At 56.9% G+C, this 2,212-nt stretch carries 1 protein-coding gene; it reads right to left on the bottom strand.

Annotated elements, in window-relative coordinates; all coding sequences use genetic code 11:
* Positions 1-212: 212 nt before the first annotated feature.
* Positions 213-1,907 (bottom strand): phospho-sugar mutase, encoded by a 1,695-nt coding sequence (locus tag ACESSC_RS09725; protein ID WP_055252695.1) that lies wholly within the window; start codon positions 1,905-1,907, stop codon positions 213-215.
* Positions 1,908-2,212 lie beyond the last annotated feature (305 nt).

Genomic DNA, 2,212 nt, shown 5'->3' with positions numbered 1-2,212 from the left:
TCAAGGTGCACGCCTGGCGGCTGGTCCGGTCCGACCGGGCCGCGCGGCAAGGAGATATATTGCCAGACCGGAGGGGCCCCGGGGGCGGGAATCTGGGCGTACACATTTCCTACACATATAAGGACTCTCGGCTGGCTGGTTAAATATAAGAGGGGACCTCGTTTCCGAGATCCCCTCTTTCGCCTATCTACAGTAATAGACTCTTAAATACCTTATGCCAGCAGCTTGCGACCGGACTCTTCAATCGCGTCAAGTGCTGCATCAGCTTCGGCGGCATCCGCGCCCTTGGCAAAGATATACAGCTTGATCTTGGGCTCGGTGCCGGAAGGACGGACGATACCCTTGTTGCCACCCTCGAGATCGAACTCAATGACATTAGCCTTCGGCAGGCCGTTCACGCAGGTGTTGTAGTCCACGACGGCCTCAATCTTGGAACCGGCGAGCTCCGCGGGCGGGTTCTCGCGCAGACCAGCCATGATGCCGGCCATCTTTGCCGCACCCTCAGCGCCCGGATAGCTCAGCGAAATCGTCTTGTTGTGATAGTAGCCATACTTCTCGTACAGCTCGTGCATTGCGTCGGCGAGGTTCTTACCCTGCAGCTTGTAATACTGAGCCATCTGGCAAATCAGCAGCGAAGTGCTCACGGCGTCCTTGTCGCGCACGTGATCACCAGCCAGATAACCGTAGCTCTCCTCAAAACCGAAGATAAAGCGATCGACTTCACCGGCATCGGAAAGCGAGGTAATGATGTCACCGATGTACTTGAAGCCCGTCAGGCAGCGACGGAGCTCAAAGCCATATTCCTCGGCCAGAGCATCGACCATGGCGGAAGAAACAATGGTAGTAACCGCGACCTTCTTAGTGAGGTCCTCGCCGCGGGCGGCACGGGTCTTGCAAATATAGTCGAGCAGCAGAACGCCCATCTCATTGCCGGTCAGCAGCAGATAGTCATCGCCATTCTTAACGGCAACGCCAACACGGTCGGCGTCGGGATCGGTTGCAAGCAGCAAATCAGGGTGAACCTGCTCGCAGAGATCGATGCCCTTCTGCATGGCCTGACGGATCTCGGGGTTAGGATACGGGCAGGTCGGGAAATCGCCGTTAGGCTCCTTCTGCTCGGGAACAACCGTGACATCGGTGATGCCAGCGCGCTCGAGCACCGTGGTAACAGGAATGAGGCCGGTACCGTTCAGCGGAGTGTAGACGAGCTTGAGCGGTGCGCCGGCAATCTCCTCGGCAGAAAGGTTGGTCACGCCGCGCGCGAGAACGGCGTCGTAATAACGCTCGAGGCACGAGTCATCGATCCATTTGACCAGGCCCTGCTCAAGAGCCTCATCGAAGTCCATGGACTTCACACCGGTGAACGTATCGGTCTCGGCGATAGCCTTAGAAATTGCATCGGCGGCCTCGCTGGTGATCTGGCAGCCGTCGGGGCCATAGGCCTTATAGCCGTTATACGGTGCCGGGTTATGACTAGCGGTCATGCAAATGCCACCGGAGCACTTAAGATCACGGACGGCCCAGGAGAGCGTCGGCACAGGAGAAATCTTGGGATAAACGAGGGCAGTCACGCCGTTTGCTGCAAGAATGGCAGCCGTCGTCTTAACGAACAGCTCACCTTTATTGCGGCTATCGCGAGCGATGGCGACCGTTGGATGCTCGAAGGTCGCATTGAGGTAGTCAGCGAATCCCTGGGTCGCACGACCGACCGTATAGATATTCATACGGTTAGTGCCCGCACCGATAGTGCCGCGAAGGCCGGCAGTACCGAAGGCGAGATCTTGGAAGAAAGCGTCGGTGATGGCGTCCTCATCACCCTGCTCCTTCATCGTGTTAAGCTCAGCGAGGAGCTCCTCGTCCTTGACATTGGCAATCCAAGTATCAAGCAGCTCATGAACATCTGCCATGTGAGTCCTTCCTTCACAATCAATAAAACGACCCGTGTAAAACAGGACAAGCGCAGCAGTGCGCTAAAGCAAATATTAGTCCATTGAGAACAGAGAACTGAGCACAGAACGGTGAACGTCTATATTCAGCGGTGGATGATTTAATTGATTTAATTGCATAAGTATTGTTGCCCGTAAACGCAAAAAAGGGGGAGGCCGCGAGGCCTCCCCCTTCTTCAAGTCATCCGACGGCTCGGTGCCGTCCACCGGTCAGCGGCGCCCTGGCCTCCCACGGGCTGGCCCCGCAGTACTCTCGGCGCGATGGG

Origin of the sequence: Collinsella aerofaciens, assembly GCF_964243765.1 — a bacterium.
In the GTDB taxonomy this organism is placed as follows: Bacteria; Actinomycetota; Coriobacteriia; order Coriobacteriales; family Coriobacteriaceae; genus Collinsella; species Collinsella aerofaciens_BU.
Note: the sequence above shows the minus strand (reverse complement) of the source record. Positions and strands in the feature narration are given on the sequence as shown.

Excerpts from the sequence above, each read along its gene's own strand:
- ACESSC_RS09725 (WP_055252695.1), bottom strand. The coding sequence starts at position 1,907 with ATGGCAGATGTTCATGAGCTGCTTGATACTTGGATTGCCAATGTCAAG.